This is a genomic window from Micromonospora sp. CA-249363, from assembly GCF_050950185.1.
Taxonomy (GTDB): Bacteria; Actinomycetota; Actinomycetes; order Mycobacteriales; family Micromonosporaceae; genus Micromonospora.
The window spans coordinates 817,800-832,972 of sequence record NZ_CP192020.1 but is presented as its reverse complement, the minus strand read 5'-3'; the positions used below and the strand labels follow the sequence as shown (position 1 = coordinate 832,972).

12 protein-coding genes are annotated in these 15,173 nt (G+C 72.1%); 6 read left to right on the top strand and 6 right to left on the bottom strand.

Annotated elements, in window-relative coordinates:
• Positions 1–55: 55 nt before the first annotated feature.
• Both ACQPZK_RS03995 and ACQPZK_RS03990 read right to left on the bottom strand, forming a co-directional pair.
• Entirely contained in the window at positions 56–1,027 is a 972-nt protein-coding gene (locus tag ACQPZK_RS03995; protein WP_433536994.1) for a hypothetical protein, read from the bottom strand.
• 4 nt (positions 1,028–1,031) lie between these two features.
• Positions 1,032–1,664: an MBL fold metallo-hydrolase gene (locus ACQPZK_RS03990; RefSeq protein WP_433536993.1), complete on the bottom strand. Its 633-nt coding sequence runs from the start codon at positions 1,662–1,664 to the stop codon at positions 1,032–1,034.
• Positions 1,665–1,757: 93 nt separating this feature from the next.
• Here ACQPZK_RS03990 and ACQPZK_RS03985 point away from each other — a divergent pair, with 93 nt between their 5' ends.
• The gene (locus ACQPZK_RS03985) at positions 1,758–2,717 is read left to right on the top strand and encodes a DUF4349 domain-containing protein (RefSeq protein WP_433539102.1); all 960 of its coding nucleotides are present in this window, start codon (positions 1,758–1,760) and stop codon (positions 2,715–2,717) included.
• Here the strand turns inward: ACQPZK_RS03985 and ACQPZK_RS03980 are convergent.
• Together ACQPZK_RS03980 and ACQPZK_RS03975 are read right to left on the bottom strand one after the other, a co-directional pair.
• The gene (locus ACQPZK_RS03980) at positions 2,674–3,933 is read right to left on the bottom strand and encodes an amidohydrolase (RefSeq protein ID WP_433536992.1); all 1,260 of its coding nucleotides are present in this window, start codon (positions 3,931–3,933) and stop codon (positions 2,674–2,676) included. The genes ACQPZK_RS03985 and ACQPZK_RS03980 overlap by 44 nt on opposite strands.
• Before the next feature lie 443 nt (positions 3,934–4,376).
• Positions 4,377–5,960 carry an acyl-CoA mutase large subunit family protein gene (locus ACQPZK_RS03975; protein ID WP_433536991.1) on the bottom strand — a complete coding sequence of 528 codons (1,584 nt, stop codon included), beginning with the start codon at positions 5,958–5,960 and terminating at the stop codon, positions 4,377–4,379.
• A 205-nt stretch (positions 5,961–6,165) separates the two neighbouring features.
• Between ACQPZK_RS03975 and ACQPZK_RS03970 the strand changes: the two genes are divergently transcribed.
• Together ACQPZK_RS03970 and ACQPZK_RS03965 are read left to right on the top strand one after the other, a co-directional pair.
• A complete protein-coding gene (locus ACQPZK_RS03970) occupies positions 6,166–8,229 on the top strand; it encodes a serine/threonine-protein kinase (RefSeq protein ID WP_433536990.1) in 2,064 nt (687 codons plus the stop codon).
• A 47-nt stretch (positions 8,230–8,276) separates the two neighbouring features.
• Positions 8,277–9,938: a phospho-sugar mutase gene (locus ACQPZK_RS03965; protein WP_433536989.1), complete on the top strand. Its 1,662-nt coding sequence runs from the start codon at positions 8,277–8,279 to the stop codon at positions 9,936–9,938.
• Positions 9,939–10,070: 132 nt separating this feature from the next.
• Here ACQPZK_RS03965 and ACQPZK_RS03960 read toward each other — a convergent pair whose 3' ends face one another.
• Positions 10,071–10,748 carry a GOLPH3/VPS74 family protein gene (locus tag ACQPZK_RS03960; protein WP_433536988.1) on the bottom strand — a complete coding sequence of 226 codons (678 nt, stop codon included), beginning with the start codon at positions 10,746–10,748 and terminating at the stop codon, positions 10,071–10,073.
• A 74-nt stretch (positions 10,749–10,822) separates the two neighbouring features.
• A complete protein-coding gene (gene upp, locus ACQPZK_RS03955) occupies positions 10,823–11,455 on the bottom strand; it encodes a uracil phosphoribosyltransferase (RefSeq protein ID WP_357130340.1) in 633 nt (210 codons plus the stop codon).
• 124 nt (positions 11,456–11,579) lie between these two features.
• Here upp and deoC point away from each other — a divergent pair, with 124 nt between their 5' ends.
• Genes deoC through ACQPZK_RS03940 form a run of 3 tightly spaced genes read left to right on the top strand, consistent with a single transcriptional unit; the run spans position 11,580 to position 14,793 of the window.
• Positions 11,580–12,539 carry a deoxyribose-phosphate aldolase gene (gene deoC, locus ACQPZK_RS03950; RefSeq protein WP_433536987.1) on the top strand — a complete coding sequence of 320 codons (960 nt, stop codon included), beginning with the start codon at positions 11,580–11,582 and terminating at the stop codon, positions 12,537–12,539.
• A 6-nt stretch (positions 12,540–12,545) separates the two neighbouring features.
• Positions 12,546–13,976, top strand: a complete 1,431-nt coding sequence (locus tag ACQPZK_RS03945) for an aldehyde dehydrogenase family protein (RefSeq protein WP_433536986.1) — start codon at positions 12,546–12,548, stop codon at positions 13,974–13,976.
• Complete coding sequence (locus ACQPZK_RS03940) at positions 13,969–14,793, top strand: aldehyde dehydrogenase family protein (protein ID WP_433536985.1); 825 nt, start codon at positions 13,969–13,971, stop codon at positions 14,791–14,793. The genes ACQPZK_RS03945 and ACQPZK_RS03940 overlap by 8 nt, the downstream gene beginning before the upstream one ends.
• The last annotated feature ends 380 nt before the right edge of the window (positions 14,794–15,173 follow it).

Genomic DNA, 15,173 nt, shown 5'->3' with positions numbered 1-15,173 from the left:
CGCTCGGGGGCGGCCGGCCACCGACGGTCCACCCACTCGTCGTCGTCCATCAATGTCAGTCTGCCGCCCCACCGCCCGCGTCCGCATCCCCCTCTTCGGCCACCAACGCCTCGACGGCCGCCTCGACCTCGCCCGCTCGACGGCGGGCCACGGTCACCGCCCGTTCGGCCGCACGCCGGGCCAGCTTGGCCCGGCTCAGGTCCTGTTCCGCCACCGCGCGACGGCGTTCCAACTCGGCCAGCTCGGTCTCGATCCCATCGAGTACGGCGACACCGTCGCGCTCCTGCCCGGCAGCCTCGGCCAACTCGTCCTCGACCCGCTGCTGGTCGGCGCGGGCGCGGTCCAACTCGCGGTCCAGGGCCCGACGGCGGCGGGCCCGCTCGGCCCGGGCCGCCCGCTGCGCCGCCCGCTCGGCCTGCGCGGCACGCTCCCCGGCCCGGTCGGTACGGCTGGTCGGCTCCGGGCTCTCCCGCTGGACGCCGGGGCGTCGGGGCGGTGGCTCCTCCTCGTCGCCGGTGACCAGCCGCAACTGCGGTCGGGGCACCTCACCGAAGCCGGCGTAGGTGGCCGAGCGGAGCAGACGTCCCGCCCGCACCTGCTCGGCGACGTCGGCGTCGGAGAGCGCCGCGTTCAGGGTCGCCTCCACCTCGGCGAGCGGCAGCCGACCGGCCGGCGGCGCCTCGGGCTCCCCCGCGGCGAGCGTACGGACCTCGGCCACCAGGGCCGCCACCACCGCGCGGCGTTGGGCCGACAACTCCCGCAGTCGAGGGCCACGCAGCTCCCGCTGGGCCGTCCGTAGCGCGTCGGCGAGACCGACCAGGTCGGCGACCAGCTCCGGGCGTTCGATGGCGAGCAGGTTGACCAGCCAGGCGGCGACGGTCGGGCGGCGCAACCGGGCCAGTTGCCGGGCGGTGGCCGCGTCCCCGGCTCGCCGGGCCTCGGCCACCGCGGCGTCCCGGGCGGCCACGAACCGGTCCGGTGGGGTGCGGTAGAGCTGCCGCACCAGTTCCGCGGAGGGGCCGGGCATCGCGTCAGACGTCCACCCGGGTACCGGGCTCCAGACGCTGGTACTCGGTGCCGGACATGGCCGCGTACTGCCGGTTGAGCACACCCAACCCGTTGTGGTTGAGCAGGGCGTCGTGCAGGGCGTACGCGCGGCGCGGGGCGACCGCCCGGATGAAGTCGAGCACCTCGGAGAACTTCGACCAGGGTGCGTGGATCGGCGCGAGGAGCGTGTCGACAGGCGTCTCCTGCGGTACGACGAGCGAGTCGCCCGGGTGGTAGACCACGTCGTTGATGAGGTAACCGATGTTGTCGATCACCGGGATGTCCGGGTGGATGACGGCGTGTCGCCCCCCGTACGCGCGGACCGCGACTCCGGCGGCGGTGAACGACTCGCCGGGCTCGACGGGGCACAGCGCCTCGGCCGCGTCGCCCAGGGCGTCGGCGAGCGAGGCGGGGCCGTAGATCGGGAACGGCCGCCGGTCGAGCTGGAGGCGGACCGCAGCCGGATCGAGGTGGTCCGGATGCTCGTGGGTGACGAGCACCGCGTCCGCACCGTCCAGCGCCGTCGCGGGATCGCTGAACACTCCGGGATCGACCACGAGCACTCCGCCGTCGTGTTCCACCCGGACACAGGAGTGGGCGTACTTGGTGAGCCGCATCGTGACTCCTCGACTATCGAATCGTGATGTCCTCAGCGCAGTCTGCCGGAACCAGCCGGTGGACGCGTCGCGTCCGAACTATCGCCACCGAAGCTGACGACGATGGGAGCGGGGATGGACGAACGGAGAGGACGACGCCGGGGCGCACTCCTGGCGGCGGGAACACTTGTGGCGGCGCTGGCCCTCGCGGGGTGCGGCGCCGGCGACAGCGGATCGGATTCGGCTGGTACGGCGGCCGAGGCCCCACCGGGCGCGCAGGGCGCGCTCGACAAGGGCAGCGGCGCGGAGGCGGCGGGAACGGCCGGGGCCGGCGCTCCGGATCTACGGGTCGACCAGCGGGCGATCATCTACACCGGATCGATGCGGGTGCAGGTGGCCGATGTGGACGCCGCGGCCCGCGAGGTCAGCGCGGTGGTCACCCGGGCGGGTGGTTTCATCGGCGGAGACCAGCGGCGCAGCGCCGAGGCCGACGCGGTCGCCGAGCTGGAGTTGCGGGTGCCGGCGGCGAAGTTCGCCGCGGTGGTGGAGGAGGTCGCGAAGCTCGGTCGGCAGCAGAGCCGCGAGATCAACACCCAGGACGTCACGGAGGAGACCGTCGATCTGGAGGCCCGGATCGTCACGCAGCGGGCACGCGTGGACAGCGCGCGACGGCTGCTGGCCCGGGCCAACTCGATCACCGACCTCGTCTCACTGGAGAACGAGTTGGGTCGCCGGGAGGCGGACCTGGCCTCGCTGGAGGCCAAGAAGCGACGGCTGGCCGACCTGACGGCGCTGTCCACGATCACGGTGTCACTGGCCGGGCCGGCCGCCAAGACCAGCGAGGAGAAGGCCGAGACCGGCTTCCTGGTCGGGCTCAAGGGCGGCTGGGAGGCGTTCGTCACCTCGATGACCATCCTGCTCACCGTCCTGGGCGCGCTGCTGCCCTGGCTGGTGGCGTTCGGCGTACCCCTGGCGGTCCTGCTGCTGGCGCTGCGCCGGCGACGCAGGTCGCCGGCGCTGGTCGCCGAGGTCAGCGCGCCGCCGCCAGTGCCCGCAGCGCGGTCTGCACCATGACGCGTACGCCGGCCGGGATGGCCCGCTCGTCCACGTCGAAGGACGCGCGGTGCAGGTCGACGTTGGGTCCGATACGGCCCACGCCGAGGCGGGCGAGCGCGCCGGGGACGTACTCCAGGTACCAGGAGAAATCCTCGCCGCCCATGCTCTGCGGCGTCTCGGCGACGCCGTCCGGGCCGAGCGCCGCGCTGGTGGCGGCGGTCAGCACCTGGATGGCCCGCGAGTCGTTGCTCACCGGCGGTCGGCCGCGCAGGTACTCCAGGTCCACCGTCGCGCCGGTGGGGGCGATCACGTCCCGCACCACCTGAGCCACGATCTTGGGAGCCTGCTCCCAGGTGTCGCGGTCCATCACCCGCAGGGTGCCCGAGGCGCACGCCTCGGAGGGAATGACGTTGTAACGGGTGCCGGCCGAGGCGTGGCCGAACACGAGCAGCAGCCCGCTGTTGGCCGGCACCCGACGACTGACCAGGGCCGGAACCTCGGTGATCAGGCGGCCGAGAGCGTCGACCAGGTCGACGGTCAGGTGCGGACGGGCGGTGTGCCCGCCGGGCCCGGAGAGCCGGACGGTGACGTTGTCGGCCGCCGCCGTGATCGGGCCGACGCGCAGGCCCACCTGGCCCACCGGCAGGTTCGGGTCGCAGTGCAGCGCGAAGATCTGCACGACGTCGTCCAGGCCGCCGGCCTCGATGACCTCCAACGAGCCGCAGGGCAGGATCTCCTCGGCCGGCTGGAAGATCAGCCGAACCCGCCCGTCCAACTCGCCGAGGTCGGCGAGCTGGGCCAGCAGCATGCCGACGCCGAGCAGGATCGAGGTGTGCACGTCGTGGCCGCAGGCGTGGCAGACGCCCTCGACGGTCGAGCGGTACGGCACGTCCTTGGGGTCGTCGAGCGGCAGGGCGTCGATGTCGGCGCGCAACGCGACGACGGGGCCGTCCGGGCGTCCGTTGACGTCACAGATCACACCGTTGCCCTTGGGCAGCAGTCGAGGGTTCAGACCCGCCAGGGAGAGTTCCCGGGCGATCAGGGCCGCCGTCTCGAACTCCGTACCGGACAACTCGGGGTGCGAGTGGAGGTGACGGCGCGTGGCGATGAGTCCGGGTACCCGAAGAGCGAGCAGGTGGTCCAGGTCGCGGGGCAGGGGCTGGGACCCGGGCGGAGTCTCCAGCCAGGACGACGCCAGCTGGCCGCCGGTGGGCAGCGTCAACGCACTCGTCACGTCGAATTCTCGATCACTAGAGATGGATGGATCATCGGGGACAGCAGACAGCCTAGACCTCCGACGGTGACGCTGCGCAACCTCGTTACGGTGATGATCAGACCGCGTAGCGTCACGTATGCCCTGCTGAGCGCGCTCGTCGAGGTGCGGGACCGCAGGTAGATCGCGTTCGAACGCCGCCATCTGCCCCCTCACCTCCTACAACGCGTAACCAGATCGAGTGGCCACGAGCTGCGACGCCGCCCATGGACCCACGCTGCGAATTGTCGCATTAGTCGGGGTGATGAACTGACACTCCGACAATAAGACGACCACGCTCCGCAACGGGCCGGACAAGGACGCTCACATAATCTCGCCGACGCCGACCGCACACCGTGTGCGTTCGGCGTCCACCTGTCGGCGTACCCCCGGAGCCGGGCGGACACACCCGGCGGCCGGTCGCGTCAGAACCGGTCGGTCGGCCGGTACTGCCCCCACACCTCGCGCAGCGTCCCGCAGACCTCGCCCACCGTGGCCCGGGCCCGCAGGGCCTCGCGCATCGGGTACAGCACGTTGTCCGAGCCCTCGGCGGCGGCCCGCAGGTCGGCCAGAGCCCGCGTCACCGCGTCGGCGTCCCGCCCGGCGCGCAGCCGGGCCAACCGCTCGGCCTGCGCCGCCTCGATCGCCGGGTCGACCCGCAGCGGCTCGTACGGCTCCTCCTCGTCGACCGTGAACCGGTTGAGCCCCACCACGACCCGCTCACCGGAGTCGATCTCCTGGGCGATCCGGTACGCGGACTGCTCGATCTCCCGCTTCTGGAACCCGGCCTCGATGGCGTCGACCGCCGAGCCGTGATCGGCCACCCGCTCCATCAACTCCACGGCGGCGGCCTCGATCTCGGCGGTCATCGCCTCCACCACGTACGAGCCCGCGAACGGGTCGACGGTGGCGGTCAGGTCCGTCTCGTACGCCAGCACCTGCTGGGTGCGCAACGCGAGCCGGGCGGCCTTCTCGGTGGGCAGCGCGATCGCCTCGTCGAAGCTGTTGGTGTGCAGCGACTGCGTGCCGCCGAGGACCGCGGCCAGGCCCTGCACCGCGACCCGGACCAGGTTCACCTCCGGCTGCTGGGCGGTGAGCTGCACACCGGCGGTCTGGGTGTGGAAGCGCAGCATCATCGACTTCGGATCCTTCGCGCCGAAGTCGTCACGCATGAGCCGGGCCCAGATCCGCCGGGCGGCGCGGAACTTCGCCACCTCCTCCAGCAGCGTGGTCCGGGCCACGAAGAAGAACGAGAGCCGGGGCGCGAAGTCGTCCACCGCGAGACCCGCGGCCAACGCCGCCCGCACGTACTCCACGCCGTTGGCCAGGGTGAACGCGATCTCCTGCGCGGGCGTCGCGCCGGCCTCGGCCATGTGGTAGCCGGAGATGGAGATGGTGTTCCACTTCGGCACCTCCTTGCGGCAGTACGCGAACGTGTCGGCCACCAGGCGCAGCGACGGCTTCGGCGGGAAGATGTACGTCCCCCGGGCGATGTACTCCTTGAGGATGTCGTTCTGGATGGTGCCGTTGAGCGCCGAGCCGGCGACCCCGTTCTCCTCGGCGACGAGCTGGTAGAGCAGCAGCAGCACCGAACCGGGAGCGTTGATGGTCATCGAGGTGGAGACCTTGTCCATCGGGATGTCGGCGAAGAGCCGCCGCATGTCCTCGATGGAGTCGATGGCCACGCCGACCTTGCCGACCTCGCCGTGCGCGATCGGGTCGTCGGAGTCGTACCCCATCTGGGTCGGCAGGTCGAAGGCGACCGAGAGTCCGGTCGTGCCGGCCCGCAACAGTTGGTGGTACCGCGCGTTGGACTCGGTGGCGGTGCCGAAGCCGGCGTACTGGCGCATGGTCCACGGACGGGAGGTGTACATCGTGGGGTAGACCCCCCGGGTGTACGGGAACTCGCCGGGGCCGCCCAGCCGGGAGTCCAGGTCCTCCGGAAGGTCGGCCGCCGTGTAGACGCCCTTGATCGGGAAACCGGACTCGCTTGACCGCCGTTCACTCATCCCCGGATGGTAGGACGCCCTGGCCCGGGGTCGGGTGAGGGATACCGCACAGTGCGTCTCGACCGGTCGACGGGAGGTGAACGCCCGGGCACGATCTGTCGACTTCGGGAAACGTCCGCCGCGTCGGCTTTCGCATCGGGCGTCGGAACCAGCAAGATAGGGGGGTTGTGTCCCAGCCCCCTCGATTTCTTCCGGTGGCTTTTCTGTGACTCAGATCCCGACGTGGAGCGGCGGACAGGTAAGTCCCGCCAGCGGACGAGCAGCGCCCGGCACCACCATCGGTGACCGGTACTCGCTGCGGTCCGCCGTGGGCAACGGCGGCATGGGCACGGTGTGGCGCGCCACAGACACCCTGCTGCGCCGCGACGTGGCGGTGAAGGAGGTCGTCCTTCCGCCCGGGCTGGCCCCCAGTGACCGCGATGCCATGTACGAGCGGACGCTGCGCGAGGCCCGCGCCGCCGCCGCCATCCAGCACCCTGCCGTCGTGCAGGTGTACGACGTGGTCACCGAGGCCGGTCGGCCGTGGATCGTCATGGAGCTGCTGGACGCTCGCAGCCTCGCCGACATGGTCATCGAGGACGGTCCGGTCGCGCCCCGGGCGGTCGCCAAGATCGGCATCGCGCTGCTCGGCGCGCTGGAGGTCGCGCACGCCATCGGCGTCCTGCACCGCGACGTCAAACCGGCGAACGTGCTGATCTGCTCCGACGGCCGCTGCGTGCTGACCGACTTCGGGGTGGCGCGGATGCCCACCGACGTGCAGCTCACCACGCCCGGCATGGTGCTCGGCTCCCCGCACTTCATCTCGCCCGAGCGGGCCATGGGCCAGGAGTTCGGTCCGCCCAGCGACCTCTTCTCGCTGGGTGTGACGCTCTACACGGCCGTCGAGGGGCGCCCACCGTTCGACAAGGGCGACCCCATCGAGACCATGCACGCCGTCGTCGAGGACCCGCCGGCCCCGCCGCAGCGCAGCGGTCCGCTGACCCGGGTGCTGATGGGCCTGCTCGAGAAGGACCCGGCCCGCCGGCTGGACGTGCACACCTCCCGGGGCATGTTGCGTGAGCTGCTCGCCGGCCCGTTGGGCAGCACCGCCACCGCCGTGCACTCGGTCACCGACCCGTACGCCGTGGTGCCGGTGCAGCAGCGTCCGGCCCCCGTCCACGCGCCGGCCCAGCCGGAGTCGAAGCCGGAGGACCAGATCGGCGGTCGGGCCATGCTCGCCCCCGGCGAGTCGTTGACCGACCGGTTGGCCGCGCAGCGCCGGGGTGAACGCCCACAGCCGGCCGGCGCGGCCGCCGCCGCAGCCCTCGACGAGACCAGCGCCGACGCGCTCGCGGGTCCGCTGCACACCCCCACGGGCGCGATGCCGGCCTCGGGCCGCCCCACCACGGGGCGTACCTACGGTGGCAGCGCGGACGCCACCCAGCGGGTCGACGCCGGCGCCCACCCCGACGCCACCCAGCGGGTCACCTACGGCAACCGGCCCGACGCGGCGCAGCCGGTCGGCTACGGCGCGCCCGAGGCCACCCAGCGCATCGGCGGCACGTACGGCGGCGGCAACCAGTGGTCGGTTCCGGGCACCGGCCAGCCCTGGACGACGACGCCGCCCCCGGCCGCTGGCGGCGGCAGCGCCCTGGACAAGGTCCGCGCGACCGGAGGCCAACTCGTCAGCACGGTGAAGGGCTGGCCGCGCAAGGTGCAGCTCGCCGCGGCCGGTGGCCTGGCCGTGCTGCTGCTGATCAGCATCGTGGCGCTGTCGGGCGGGGACGATCAAGCGCCGAGCACCCCGCAGGCGCAGCCCAGCCCGTCCGCCGCGGCGGGCCCCGGCATCGAGATGCAGGAGCACGCGGCCCGCGGCATCCAGGTCATGGTGCCCAAGGGGTGGAAGAAGTCCACCGGTGGCTCGTACACCGACTACATCGACCCGGAGGACAGCGGCCGCAAGGTGCGCATCATCACCGAGAAGTGGTCCAGCAGCTCCACCCGGTGGGCCGAGACGGCCGAGAACGGCCTCAAGACCAGGACCACCTCCTGCGTCAAGCCGTACGAACAGGTCGCCTCCACCGAGACCGAGCTGGCCGACAAGCCGGCCGCCGAGTTCGAGTACACCTGTGGCCAGGGCGACACGATGCGGCACGGCATCTGGCGCGGTGTGGCGCAGGACGGCAAGGCGTACTCGTTCTACCTGACCGCGAACGACGCCAAGTTCGCCGAGAGCAAGCCGATCTTCGACGAGATGGTGCGCACGTTCCAGCTCACCGGCGACGGCTGAGCCGAGGGAACCGGCAGCGGTGATCCGCCGTCGTGCTATCAAGGGGCATGGCGGCGGACACCACTGACATCGACGACATTCGCGAGCAAGCTCGGCGTTGGCTGGCCGACGACCCCGACCCGGCCAGCCGGGACGAGTTGACGGCGGTGCTCGACGGGCTGCCGGCGAGCGCTCCGGAGCTGGCCGACCGGTTCGCCGGCCCGCTGACCTTCGGCACCGCGGGCCTGCGCGGTCCGCTGCGCGCCGGCCCGAACGGCATGAACCTCGCCGTGGTCACCCAGGCCGCCGCCGGCCTGGTCACGTGGCTCGCGGCCCAGGGCGGCAACGGTCCGCTCGTGATCGGGTACGACGCCCGGCGCGGCTCGAAGCAGTTCGCCGAACGCACCGCCCAGGTGGCCACCGGCGCCGGCCGGGCGGCGCTGCTGCTCCCCCGTCCGCTGCCCACCCCGGTCCTCGCGTACGCGGTGCGTCAGCTGGGCGCGGTGGCCGGTGTGATGGTCACCGCCAGCCACAATCCACCGCAGGACAACGGCTACAAGGTCTACCTCGGCGCGGAGCTGGGCGGTGAGCTGGGCGCCGGCGCGCAGATCGTGCCACCGGCCGACGCCGGCATCGAGGCCGCCATCCGGGCGGTCGGTCCGCTGACCCAGGTGCCGTTGGGGCGGGCCGGCGAGGTGCTCGGTGACGACCTCGTCGCCGCGTACGTCGAGCGGGCCGCCGCCGTGATCGACCCGGACGGGCCACGGGACCTGTCCGTGGCGTACACCCCTCTGCACGGGGTGGGCGCGGCGGTGCTCACCGCGGCGTTCGCGCGGGCCGGTTTCCCGATCCCGGGCGTGGTGCCCGACCAGGCGGAGCCGGACCCGGCGTTCCCGACCGTCTCGTTCCCCAACCCGGAGGAGCCGGGGGCCGTGGACCGGCTGATCGCGCTGGCCGACGCCACCGGCGCGGACCTCGCCATCGCCAACGACCCGGACGCCGACCGCTGTGCGGTGGTCGTCCGGGACAACGGTTGGCGGATGCTGCGCGGCGATGAGGTGGGCGTGCTGCTCGCCGACCACCTGATGCGGCGCGGCGTGACCGGGCTCTACGCCACCACCATCGTCTCGTCGTCGCTGCTACGGGCGATGTGCGCGGCCCGGGGTCTGCCCTACGACGAGACGCTGACGGGCTTCAAGTGGATCGTGCGGGCGGGCGGCGGAAGCGCGCCGCTGGTGTTCGGCTACGAGGAGGCGCTCGGTTACTGCGTCGCCCCGGAGCACGTCCGGGACAAGGACGGCATCACGGCCGCGCTGACGGTGGCCGAGCTGGCCGCCGGTCTCAAGGCGCAGGGTCGTACGCTGACCGACCGGCTGGACGAGCTGGCCGCCGAGTTCGGCGTGCACCAGACCGACCAGCTCTCCGTCCGGGTGGACGACCTGCGGGAGATCACCGACGCGATGGCCCGGATCCGCACGGCCACCCCGAGCACGCTGCTGGACCAGCCGGTCGACAGTGTCCGGGACCTGCTGCCCGAGTCGGACGTGGTGATCCTGCGTACCGCGACGGCCCGGGTGGTCATTCGTCCCTCCGGGACCGAGCCCAAGCTCAAGGCGTACCTCGAGGTGGTGGAGCCGGTGCCCGACGGCGATGTCGCCGCCGCCCGGAGCCGGGCGGGCGCGGCGGTCGCGCGGCTGCGGGCCGACGTCGCCGCCGCCCTCGGCATCTGACCGCGACCACCCCCACCCGCCTGTCACGGGTCCTTTGCTCTGCTTCAGCGGAGGCGACACTTGACGGCCGCCAGTGTTGCGCCGGTTGAAGCAGAGCAAAGGACTCTCAGGGTGGGGTTGGGGCCCCGACGGTCAGGCGCGCTTGCCGAGTGCCTGGTCGACGGCGATGCCCAGGGCGGCGACGACCAGGCCGACCGACGGGCGGACGACCGAGTCGTCGGTGCTCACCTGACCGGAGAAGCCCGCGCCGGTGGCGATCTCCTCCAACCGCCGGCGGGCATTGGCGGCCTCCTCACCGCTCACGCCCAGCGCGGACTCCATCCGCAGCACCGCGACCAGCGTGGCCAGGGCGGCGGTCCGCTCGTCCGGGGCGGCCGCGCCGGCCAGCGCCTCGGCGAGCCGGCGGCGGGTGTCCGCCTCGACGGAGGCGTCCACCACCGGATAACGATGTACGTGGATGAAGCCCAGTTCGGTCTCGTCGACATCGCGGACGACACCCTGGGCGCACAGGTCACCGAGGATCTTGTCGCGCAGGCCGTGCCGCAGGCGCTGCACCCACGACGCCGGGGTGTGCGGCGTGTCGGCGGCGATCCGGGCGAGCACCTCGTCGGTGACCGGCTCACCGGTGGGCGTCGCGTCGATCACGGTCAACGACCCGTCGCCGTACGCGATCCGGCCGGCCAGCGCCAGCTCGACCAGCACCGCGGCGGCCATGCCCAGGTCCAGGCTGATCCGCGGCATGGTCGCCTTGCCGGTCGAGTCGTCGTAGGCGAGGAGCAGCAGTTCCTCGGCGAGCGCAACACCAGTCATGGCCGGAGACGGTAGCGGGTCCGCGCACCACCGCGCGCGGACCCGCCGGACCCGGCACCGACCGGGTGTCACGCTCAGAACCGGGGCATGCCACCGAACTGGCGGTCGCCGGCGTCGCCGAGCCCGGGGACGATGAACATCTTGTCGTTGAGGCCCTCGTCGATCGAGGCGGTGACCAGTCGCAGCGGCAGGCCGCTGCGCTCCAGCCGCTCGATGCCGACCGGCGCGGCGAGTACGCAGAGCACGGTGATGTCGGTGCAGCCCCGATCGGCCAGCAGCCGACAGGAGTGCTCCAGCGAGCCGCCGGTGGCGAGCATCGGGTCGAGCACCAGCACCGGCAGGCCGGCCAGGTCCCGGGGCAGCGACTCCATGTAGGCGCGCGGCTCGTAGGTCTCCTCGTCGCGGGCCAGGCCGACGAAGCCCATCGAGGACTCGGGCAGCAGGCCGAGCGCGGCGTCCGCCATGCCCAGGCCGGCCCGCAGCACCGGCACCAGCAACGGCGGGTTCGCCAGCCGGGTGCCCTCGGTGCCGGTGACCGGCGTCTGCACCGGGTACCGCTCGACGGGGAAGGTGCGCGCCGCCTCGTACACCAGCATGGTGGTCAGTTCGTGCAGCGCCGCCCGGAACGTCGAGGAATCGGTGCGCGCGTCCCGCATGGCGGTCAGCCGGGACTGGGCCAGCGGGTGGTCAATGACGTGTACGTCCACGATCGCTCAACCTACCGGTCCCGTCGCCGTGCCGGTGGGGGTGCGGGCGGACCGGCGACCTCGCTCACGCCGACGCCTGCAGTGACCAAGATCACTCGGCCGTTCCGTGCGTAGACTTCTCGGCATGACGGCGACAACGACGTCGGCCCGGTCGGACCTCTCCGAGCTGGGACGATCCGAGACCGCTCTGCGGACCTTCCTGCACGGCCTGCCCGGCGTGGACCAGGTCGGCGCGGAGCAGCGGGCAGCACAGCTCGGCACCCGCTCCATCAAGACCACCGCCAAGGCCCAGGCGATCGACCTGGCGATCCGGATGGTCGACCTGACCACCCTCGAAGGGGCCGACACCCCCGGCAAGGTACGCGCGCTGGCCGCCAAGGCGCTGCGCCCGGACCCGGCCGACCCGTCGTGCCCACACGTCGGCGCGGTCTGCGTCTACCCCGCGATGGTCCCGTACGTGGCCGAGGTGCTGCGCGGTAGCAAGGTGCACCTGGCCAGCGTGGCGACGGCCTTCCCGTCCGGCCAGGCGCCGTTGGAGATCAAGCTCGCCGACACCCGGGCTGCCGTGGCGGCCGGCGCCGACGAGATCGACATGGTGATCAACCGGGGCGCGTTCCTGGCCGGGCGGTACAAGGAGGTCTACGACGAGATCGTGGCCACCAAGGACGCCTGCGGGGACGCCCACCTCAAGGTCATCCTGGAGACCGGCGAGCTGGCCACGTACGACAACGTCCGCCGGGCCTCCTGGTTGGCCATGCTGGCCGGCGGCGACTTCATCAAGACGTCCACCGGCAAGGTCCCGGTCGCGGCGACGCTGCCGGTGACCCTGGTCATGCTGGAGGCCGTCCGCGACTTCCGGGCGGCGACCGGCCGGCAGGTGGGCGTGAAGCCGGCCGGCGGCATCAAGACCACCAAGGACGCGATCAAGTACCTGGTGATGGTCAACGAGACCGTGGGCGCGGACTGGCTCGACCCGGACTGGTTCCGCTTCGGCGCATCCAGCCTGCTCAACGACCTGCTGATGCAGCGCACCAAGCTGACGACCGGTACCTACTCCGGTCCCGACTACTTCACCCTGGACTGATAGCCGATGTTCGAATACGCCCCCGCCCCCGAGTCCCGCTCGGTGGTGGATCTCAAGCCCTCGTACGGGCTGTTCATCGACGGCGCGTTCGTCGACCCGACCAGCGGCGGCAGCTTCAAGTCGATCAACCCCGCCTCCGAGGAGGTGCTGGCCGAGGTCGCCGAGGCCGACGCCGAGGACGTGGAGCGTGCGGTCAAGGCCGCCCGTAAGGCGTACGACAAGGTCTGGGGTCCGATGTCCGGCCGCGACCGGGCGAAGTACCTGTTCCGGATCGCCCGGCTCATCCAGGAGCGCTCCCGCGAGCTGGCCGTGCTGGAGTCGCTGGACAACGGCAAGCCGATCAAGGAATCCCGCGACGTCGACCTGCCGCTGGTCGCCGCGCACTTCTTCTACTACGCGGGCTGGGCCGACAAGCTGGAGCACGCCGGTTTCGGCGCGAACCCGCGGCCGATCGGGGTGGCCGCGCAGGTCATCCCGTGGAACTTCCCGCTGCTCATGCTGGCCTGGAAGATCGCCCCGGCCCTCGCCGCGGGCAACACGGTGGTGCTCAAGCCCGCCGAGACCACCCCGCTGACCGCGCTGCTCTTCGCCGAGATCTGCCAGCAGGCCGACCTGCCGGCCGGCGTGGTCAACATCGTCACCGGCGCCGGCGACACCGGTCGGGCGCTGGTCGAGCACCCCGGCGTGGACAAGGTCGCCTTCACCGGCTCCACCGAGGTCGGCCGGGCCATCGCCCGGTCGGTCGCCGGCACCCGCAAGAAGCTCACGCTGGAGTTGGGCGGCAAGGCCGCCAACATCGTCTTCGACGACGCGCCCATCGACCAGGCCGTCGAGGGCATCGTCAACGGCATCTTCTTCAACCAGGGGCACGTCTGCTGCGCCGGTTCCCGCCTCCTCGTCCAGGAGAACGTCGCCGACCGCGTGCTGGAGTCGCTGAAGCGGCGGATGGCCCAGCTCCGCGTCGGGGACCCGCTGGACAAGAACACCGACGTCGGGGCCATCAACTCCGCCGCCCAACTGGAGCGGATCCGCGAGCTGTCCGACGCCGGCTCCGCCGAGGGCGCCGAGCGCTGGTCGGCACCGTGCGAGCTGCCCGACCAGGGCTTCTGGTTCGCGCCCACCATCTTCACGGGCGTCACCCAGGCGCACCGCATCGCCCGCGAGGAGATCTTCGGGCCGGTGCTGTCGGTGCTCACCTTCCGCACACCCGCCGAGGCCGTCGAGAAGGCCAACAACACGCCGTACGGGCTGTCGGCCGGAATCTGGACCGACAAGGGCTCCCGCATCCTGTGGATGGCCGACCGGCTGCGCGCCGGAGTGGTCTGGGCCAACACGTTCAACAAGTTCGACCCCACCTCGCCGTTCGGCGGCTACAAGGAGTCGGGCTACGGTCGCGAAGGCGGCCGGCACGGGCTGGAGGGGTACCTCAATGTCTGAGCGGGTCGCCGTACGCAAGACGTACAAGCTCTTCATCGGCGGGAAGTTCCCGCGCAGCGAGTCGGGACGGTCGTATCTCGTGCAGTCCTCGAATGTGTCACTGGCCTCCCGCAAGGACGCCCGGGACGCGGTGGTCGCCGCCCGCGCCGCCGTGAAGGGCTGGGCCGGCGCGACCGCGTACAACCGGGGTCAGATCCTCTACCGGGCCGCCGAGATGCTGGAGGGCCGCCGCGAGCAGTTCGTCGCCCTGGGCATCCCCGGCGACGAGGTCGACGCGGCCGTGGACCGCTGGGTCTGGTACGCCGGCTGGGCCGACAAACTCGCCCAGGTGTACGGCGGCGCGAACCCGGTCGCCGGCCCCTACTTCAACCTCTCCGCGCCCGAGCCGACCGGCGTGGTCGCGGTGGTCGCCCCGGAGCGGCCGGCGCTGCTCGGCCTGGTCAGTGTGATCGCACCGGCGATCGTCACCGGCAACACGGTGGTGGTTGCGGCGTCGCCGTCCGAGCCGCTGGCGGCGGTGACGCTGGCCGAGGTGCTGGCGACGTCCGACCTGCCCGGCGGCGTGGTCAACATCCTGACCGGCGCGATCACCGAGACCGCGCCCACGTTGGCCTCGCACCTGGACGTCAACGCGATCGACCTGAGCGGGGTGACCGACGCGTCGTTCGCCACCGAGCTGGAGGTCAAGGCGGCCGAGAACCTCAAGCGGGTGCTCCGGCCGGCCCCGGCCGACCACGACTGGACCGCCGACCCGGGTGTGACCCGGATGACGACGCTGTTGGAGACGAAGACGGTGTGGCATCCCAAGGGGGTGTGATCTCGTTCCTCTGCCTTGGGGGTTTTCCGGGGGGAGCCCGCCCACTGCGGGCGGTCAGGCTTGATCCCTGCGTGGGCGGGCTCCCCCCGGAAAACCTGACGTGGGCCGGGTCCGTCGGGTGGGTCAGCTTGCGGGTCCCGCCCGACGTTGAGTTGCCGGTCAGCGGGTTCCGCCCGACGCAGAGTCGCCGGTCGGCGGGCGATCGGGCGAAGCCGACGGGCGACGGGTGCGGCCGGATTTGCGGTCATGATCTGCGCAACTACAGGGATGTTGCTGCCTCCGAGGCGTTGGAGGCAGCAACATCCCTGTTCTTGTGCGGATCTTGCACGGTGGGCGGCGGCAGGGCGGCGGCAGTGACCAGCGTCCGGGCCACCCTGGGG

What these genes read in the sequence shown, in the direction of transcription:
- ACQPZK_RS03995 (WP_433536994.1), bottom strand. Translation starts at nt 1,027, where the DNA reads ATGCCCGGCCCCTCCGCGGAACTGGTGCGGCAGCTCTACCGCACCCCA.
- ACQPZK_RS03990 (WP_433536993.1), bottom strand. Translation starts at nt 1,664, where the DNA reads ATGCGGCTCACCAAGTACGCCCACTCCTGTGTCCGGGTGGAACACGAC.
- ACQPZK_RS03975 (WP_433536991.1), bottom strand. Translation starts at nt 5,960, where the DNA reads ATGAGTGAACGGCGGTCAAGCGAGTCCGGTTTCCCGATCAAGGGCGTC.
- ACQPZK_RS03965 (WP_433536989.1), top strand. Translation starts at nt 8,277, where the DNA reads ATGGCGGCGGACACCACTGACATCGACGACATTCGCGAGCAAGCTCGG.
- ACQPZK_RS03960 (WP_433536988.1), bottom strand. Translation starts at nt 10,748, where the DNA reads ATGACTGGTGTTGCGCTCGCCGAGGAACTGCTGCTCCTCGCCTACGAC.
- deoC (WP_433536987.1), top strand. Translation starts at nt 11,580, where the DNA reads ATGACGGCGACAACGACGTCGGCCCGGTCGGACCTCTCCGAGCTGGGA.
- ACQPZK_RS03945 (WP_433536986.1), top strand. Translation starts at nt 12,546, where the DNA reads ATGTTCGAATACGCCCCCGCCCCCGAGTCCCGCTCGGTGGTGGATCTC.
- ACQPZK_RS03940 (WP_433536985.1), top strand. Translation starts at nt 13,969, where the DNA reads ATGTCTGAGCGGGTCGCCGTACGCAAGACGTACAAGCTCTTCATCGGC.